Consider the following 6,562-nt stretch of genomic DNA (forward strand, 5'->3'; position numbering starts at 1 on the left):
TTTATTTCAGACTTCCGGCAATTTTTTCAATGATAATGTGCCCCAGCTGTTCCTTTGTCATTTTGGGGTACTGTTCCATAGTGCCATCCTTGTAGAGGAGAGAGGCAATATTAGTGGGCACATTGAAACCGGCGCCCGGCATAGCCACATCATTGGCTACCAGCATGTCCAGGTTCTTGCGCTTCAGTTTTTCTTTGCCATGTTCAATGACATCATTGGTTTCAGCTGCAAATCCCACCAGGAACTGGTGTGTCTTCTTCTGGCCCAGCCCGAAGAGGATATCCGGATTCTGGGTAAGATCAATGGTCAGTGTATCATGGGATTCCTTTTTGATTTTCTGGGCAGCCTGTACCTTGGGGCGGTAATCGGAAACCGCAGCCGCCATCACAGCTGCATCGCAGTCGTCAAAGTGGGCATTCATGGCACGGTCCAGTTCCCGGGCATCCCGGACATATTCAATCTTCACGCCGCTGGGAACAGGAAGAGCAGTGGTGCAGCTCACCAGGGTTACATCGGCATCTTCCATAGCGGCAGCCCGGGCAATGGCATATCCCATGCGTCCGCTGGAACGGTTGCTGATGTACCGTACAGGGTCAATGGCTTCCTGGGTGCCGCCGGCGCTGACAACAATTTTCTTTCCCTTCAGCAGTCCCTTGCCGAAAAGAGCCTTTTCAATGGCATCCATAATGGTTTCCAGTTTCGGGAAACGGCCTTTTCCATTGGTATTGCAGGCCAGATGACCGGACTCCGGTTCCACAAAAAGGTAGCCATGAGCCTTCAGCTTTGCCATATTTTCCTGTACAATCGGATTTTCATACATATTGGTATTCATGGACGGAACGAAGATAACCTTTGCCTTCGTTGCCATAATGGTGGTGGAAAGCATATCATCCGCAATGCCGCAGGCAACTTTGCCGATGATGTCCGCTGTAGCCGGAGCAATCACAAAGACATCAGCCAGACGGGCCAGGGCAATGTGCTCTACATCCCATTTATTGATGTTGGCAAACATATCCACTGTTACATCATTGCCGGACAGTTCGCCGAAGGTAATGGGAGTCACCAGTTTTGCTGCATTCTTTGTCATAATGCAGTGCACATCGGCACCGCTCTGCCTGAGCCGGCTTACCAGGCCGGCCGCTTTGTATGCGGCAATTCCCCCGCACACGCCTACCACAATATGTTTATTTTCAAACATGTAAAAATCCTTCCCGGAAACAGAAATATTTCCTCAAAGTTCTGGTTTGGAAAAACACGGCTCATTCCCCTGTGGAATGCCCGTGCTTTCCTCACAATTATTTGTCAAAGCTGTAAGTAATCTTGTCGCTGTAAATTTCTTCCAGTGCTACAGTAACCGGTTTCTTGTTCTGTGCATCAGGGATGAGAGGAGGCTGGCCGTCGGTCAGTTCGCGGGCTCTCTGCGCTGCCAGAGTCACCAGAGTATATTTGGAATCTACTTTCTTGACAAGGCTGTCAATGGATGGAAAACACATCATTTTAAAGGTACCTCCTTACTGATATATTGTTTGAAAATAGTTTCAATCTGTCCTTCATTACGGGAAAGCTTGCACTTTTCCGCTTCCAGAATGGAACAGGTCTTATGTACGGCATCTTCCAGCACATCATTGACCACAATATAGTCATACTGATGGGCCATAGCCAGTTCGCTGGTAATCTGGGACAGGCGTTTCTGGATCACCTCTTCCGAATCGGTTCCTCTGTTATGGAGACGTCCGGAAAGAATTTTGAGGGACGGCGGCACAATGTAGATGAATACACCCTTGGGATACCGCTTTTTTACCTGCATGGCTCCCTGAATATCGATTTCAAGAAGGACGGACTTTCCTTCATTGATCAGGTCCAGGGCATATTTCTTCGGTGTGCCGTAGTAATGATCATATACCTTTGCATACTCCAGGAAAGCATCTTCCTTAATGAGCTTTTCGAACTGCTCATTGGTGCGGAAATAATAGCTTTCCCCTTCCACCTCCCCTTTTCTCGGTTCACGGGTGGTCATAGAAACAGAATAATGGAGATTTGGATAAAGGGAACGGATAGCATTGCAGATGGTTCCCTTCCCTGCACCGCTGGGGCCTGAAACGACCAGCAGGATTCCCTCATCTTTCTTCTTTGTGTCCATGATTAATCGTCCAATCCTTCATTAATGACTGTATCTTTACTTGTCAATCTATGAGAAATGGTTTCCGGCTGTACAGCAGAAAGGATGATCTGGCCGCTGTCCATGATGAGCACAGCCCTGGTTTTTCTGCCATAGGTAGCGTCAATCAGCTCACCTCTGTCCCGGCAGTCCTGGATCATGCGCTTTACAGGCGCTGATTCCGGGCTGATAATTGCCATGACCCTGGCCGCTGCCGCCATATTGCCAAAACCGATGTTAATTAAAGAAAATCCCACTTTTGATAACTCCTTATTCAATATTTTGGACTTGCTCGCGTATTTTTTCGAGTTCTGTCTTGATTATTATAACACAGTCAACCACAAGAGTGTCACCGGCTTTTGAAGCCGTCGTATTCACTTCCCTGTTGATTTCCTGAAGGAGGAAATCAAGCTTTCTGCCTGCCGGTTCACTGCCGTTCAGAATGGTTCGGAACTGGTCCAGATGGCTGCCGAAACGGACCACCTCTTCCGTGTAGTCCGCCTTTTCGGAAAAGAGGGCCACCTCTTCCAGAATCCGGCCTTCATCGATTGCAAGGCCCTGCTCCTTCAGTACCTTGCTGATTCGTTCCCGCAGCCGTTCTTCATAGGCTTTCGCTGCTGCATCCTGCCGGGAAAGGAGGAATTCCCGCTTCTCCTGGAGGAAGGAAAGACGTTTTTCCAGGTCTTCCTTCAGATTGGCTCCCTCCCGTTCCCTCATGGCAATAAGCTCCTGCAGGGCATTGTCTACAGCCTCTTCCACCAGCGGTGCCAGGTCCTCATCGGAAACAGATTCCTTTTCCACATGAAGGAACGGTTCCGGCAGGGAAAGAAGGTCGGAAATAGACGCTTTCCTGTTCCGGAGTCCCTTTGTTTTCCGTCCCTCATCCAGCGCCGCCGCATAGGCTTCCAGCAGAGGCCTGTCCAGCTCTACCCGGATATGCTCGCCCTCCGAGGACGGTCGGAAGGAAAGAAATGCCGTAACCTTGCCCCGGTGAAGGGACTGCTTGATCTTTTTGGATGCTGTATCCTCAAGAAATGCGGAAAAATGATCACTCCGCAGATTGATTTCCAGAAATCGGCTGTTTACCGATTTTAATTCCACGGTCACCGTGCCCTTTTCATTTTCCGCACTGCCTCTTCCGTAACCGGTCATACTGTTCATAGCAAAACGCCCCCGCTTCCATAAATGATTACAGGAAATGATTAAGGAAGAGGATAATCCCCTTCAAATACCTTCACTGCCGGTCCTGTCATAAAGACATGGCTTTCCGGATTTCCATCCCATTCTATATGGAGATCCCCGCCGTCCAAAGTGACATCGGCGCCGCCGGTTACCTTTCCGTTCAGGATGGCTGCGGTCACTGCAGCGCAGGTACCGGTACCGCAGGCCATGGTGACACCGGCACCGCGTTCCCATACCCGCATCCTGAAATGATGGGGTCCCAGCTGCTGCAGAAATTCTACATTCGTTTTCTTCGGGAAATGGGGATCCGTTTCCAGGAGAGGCCCTTCACCGGTGACATCAGCCTTCTCTGCATCATCCACAAAAATGACGCAGTGGGGATTTCCCATGGAAACACAGGTTACCTGGTAGGATTTGCCTGTCTTTTCACTGGCAAGCGTCTGATTGATAATGGGGCCGTCGCCAAAACCGACTGCCGGAATTTCAGCTGCCTTCAGGTGCGGCTTTCCCATATCCACCCGTACAAGACCATTGTCCAGCACCTCGGGATAGAGAATGCCTGCTCCTGTTTCTACGGAAATCCGCTTTTCCTTCACCAGACCCAGTTCCAGGGCCCACTTGGCAAAGGCACGAATCCCGTTGCCGCACATTTCCGCTTCGGAACCGTCGGAATTAAAAATGCGCATTTTCAGATCTGCTTTATCCGATGGGAGAATAAAAATAATACCGTCTGCTCCTACGCCAAAATGGCGGTGGCAGATTTCCTTTGTATACTTCGTTACATCTTCCAGTTTTTCTTCAAAGCCGTTGACAAAGACAAAATCATTGCCGCAGGCCTGCCATTTTACAAAATGCATAGTTCCTCCTTGTAATGTATATGATAAAAGTCATTTCTTGATTCTGAATCTATATTTTACCATTCTCCTCCCCCCTGTATCAACCTTCAGTACAGGAAGACATGGAAAAGCATGAGCAGTACTGCCTTCATCTATGATATACTGAAATAATAAATTATGAAACCTATTGATTCCGCTTATGCAGGAGGAAATCATGCAGATAGACAGTGCAGTTTTATATGTGATTGTTAAAAAGCTGAAAGAAAAACTGAATTCCTGCCAGGTACGGCAGGTGCATCAGATAGACAACCGGATCATGGATCTGGAATTATTCTGTACCGACGGGGACATTGTCAGCCTGATGATCAATACCTATAATCCGCCCCTTCTTTATATCACCGCCAAAGGCAAAAACAGAAAGCAGTATTCCCCCTCCCAGACATTCTGTATGACCCTTAGAAAATATCTGGAAGGAAGCCGGCTTTCCCGCATAGAGCAGGTGGACATGGACAGAGTGGTGTCCCTTTCCTTTGACCGGATTGAAGCAGGCAGTGAAATCATCACCCGCACCCTGTGGGTGGAGCTTCTTCCCGCTTCCCCCAATATGGTGCTTACGGAAGGAAATACCATTATTGATGCCTGCCTTAGAGGCAAGAAACTGGACCGCCTCCTGGTTCCGGGAGAAACCTACAGCCTGCCCGGCCATGCAGCCCGCATGGATTTCATGAAATTCAGCCGGGATGAGCTGAAGGAAATTCTGGATTTCTCCAAAAAAGAGGATACCCCGCTGGACAGCTTCCTCTTTGCCCGGTTCAATGGCTTTTCCCGTTTTCTGGCTGACGAACTGGCTGCCGAAAGCGGAGTATCTGCCCAGATTCCCCTGTCCGGGCTTACGCCTGAGGAGGAAGACCGGCTCCTCACCGCTCTGGTCCATCTTTCCCAGTCCATCGCTCAATCGGACCATCTGTATATTTACCGGAACGGAAAAGGAAAAAAGACTGCAAGCCCCATTCCTCTCACCATCCTGCCGGGAGAACCGGAGGTAGCAGATGTGCTTCCCTTCATTGAAAAAGAAGCGGAAAGCGGCGCCGGCTCCATCAGCCAGGCAGTGCAGGACTATAAGAAACAGCTTCATTCTCTCATAAAGAGAGAAGAAAGAAAAAAGCGGAAAATCGGGGAAGAAATGGAAGAAACGTCCCGTATGGAGCAGTACAAGCTGTGGGGCACCCTTCTTTCCATTTATGCCTATGAAAAAATCAACCACAGAACTTCTCTTACCCTGTCCAATCTTTTCAAAGATCCTCCGGAGGAGGAAACCATACCGGTGGACCCGCTTCTTTCCGTATCCGCCAACAGCCAGATGTACTTCAAGAAATACAACAAGATGAAAACAAGAAGCACCATCGGCCGGGAAAAACTGGATGAGTGCGATAAACGCCTTTCCTATCTCAATGATACCCTTTACTTTGCAGAACAGGTGTCCACCAAGCAGGAGCTGGATGCCCTGAAGGAAGAGCTGAAAAATCTGGGCATCGATAAAAAGCAGGAGCAGAAGAAAAAGAAAGCACCGAAGAAAACGCAGGCTCCCCAGATCGAAAGCCGCATCATAGACGGTTTCAGGGTATGGCTGGGCACCAGCAATACAAAGAACGAATACCTGACACTCCGGAAGGCCGCCAAAACCGATATCTGGCTTCATGCCCGGGGCATCCCCGGCTCCCATGTGGTCATAGAAACCAATAATGAAATCGTTCCGGAAGAAACGCTGGTTAAGGCCGCCTCCCTGGCTGCCTGGAACAGCCGGGGCAGAAATTCAGGCAAAGTGGATGTAGATTATACCCTTATCCGCTACGTGAAAAAAATCCCCAACGGCCCTCCGGGACTGGTAAACTACACACATCAGAAAACCATTGCTGCCATACCGGAAGATGTGAAGAAATAACTGAATCAAAGAATGCTGCCATGGGCGGACCGGTAAGCCGTTGACCCTCCTTACCGGAGTGCTCCGCCGCAGTGAAGGCTGGCCCTTTTTCTGCCCATTAAAGGACCTTTCTATCCGTCAATTCCATAATCTTTGACTGGCCCCCTTTCCCGGAAAGGGGGCTTTGTATTTCCTCAAATGCCTCCACTTGAAAATTTAAAGTGTTTTTCATGAATGGTTTACTCCCTATTGCGGCAATGCTAAAATTAAATGAGAGAAATAACTAAGTCATTATAAGGAGGATATATAATGAGCCATACAAAAGAAACTGTTCATGCCCATAACTGCGGGTGCTGCCACTGCCACCATCATTCCCATGAGGAAAGCCATGCTCATGAAGACGATTCCGGAAGCAGTGATGAGGAGGATGACCCTCACAAACATTCCCATCATTCGGGCTGCGGA

The 6,562-nt window shown here is 49.1% G+C and carries 7 protein-coding genes; 1 reads left to right on the plus strand and 6 read right to left on the minus strand.

The window, feature by feature from the left end; genetic code table 11:
- Position 1: 1 nt before the first annotated feature.
- The 6 genes from coaBC to dapF form a co-directional block, all read right to left on the minus strand.
- A complete protein-coding gene (gene coaBC, locus ACI4N7_RS06115; RefSeq protein ID WP_439732466.1) occupies positions 2–1,198 on the minus strand; it encodes a bifunctional phosphopantothenoylcysteine decarboxylase/phosphopantothenate--cysteine ligase CoaBC in 1,197 nt (398 codons plus the stop codon).
- Between the two features lie 97 nt (positions 1,199–1,295).
- Positions 1,296–1,496, minus strand: coding sequence for a DNA-directed RNA polymerase subunit omega (rpoZ, locus tag ACI4N7_RS06120; RefSeq protein ID WP_439732467.1), 201 nt, complete (start codon positions 1,494–1,496; stop codon positions 1,296–1,298).
- On the minus strand, positions 1,493–2,140 hold the full coding sequence (gmk, locus tag ACI4N7_RS06125) for a guanylate kinase (RefSeq protein ID WP_439732468.1): 648 nt from the start codon (positions 2,138–2,140) through the stop codon (positions 1,493–1,495). Before gmk ends, rpoZ begins: the two co-directional genes overlap by 4 nt.
- 2 nt (positions 2,141–2,142) lie before the next feature.
- Positions 2,143–2,415, minus strand: coding sequence for an extracellular matrix/biofilm regulator RemA (remA, locus tag ACI4N7_RS06130; RefSeq protein ID WP_439732469.1), 273 nt, complete (start codon positions 2,413–2,415; stop codon positions 2,143–2,145).
- Positions 2,416–2,428: 13 nt separating this feature from the next.
- On the minus strand, positions 2,429–3,319 hold the full coding sequence (locus ACI4N7_RS06135) for a YicC/YloC family endoribonuclease (protein WP_439732470.1): 891 nt from the start codon (positions 3,317–3,319) through the stop codon (positions 2,429–2,431).
- 41 nt (positions 3,320–3,360) lie between these two features.
- Positions 3,361–4,197, minus strand: a complete 837-nt coding sequence (gene dapF, locus ACI4N7_RS06140) for a diaminopimelate epimerase (RefSeq protein WP_439732471.1) — start codon at positions 4,195–4,197, stop codon at positions 3,361–3,363.
- 193 nt (positions 4,198–4,390) lie between these two features.
- Between dapF and ACI4N7_RS06145 the strand changes: the two genes are divergently transcribed.
- Positions 4,391–6,118 carry an Rqc2 family fibronectin-binding protein gene (locus tag ACI4N7_RS06145; RefSeq protein WP_439732472.1) on the plus strand — a complete coding sequence of 576 codons (1,728 nt, stop codon included), beginning with the start codon at positions 4,391–4,393 and terminating at the stop codon, positions 6,116–6,118.
- Positions 6,119–6,562: the final 444 nt, after the last annotated feature.

Source organism: Dialister sp. (assembly GCF_051885895.1).
GTDB lineage: Bacteria > Bacillota > Negativicutes > Veillonellales > Dialisteraceae > Dialister.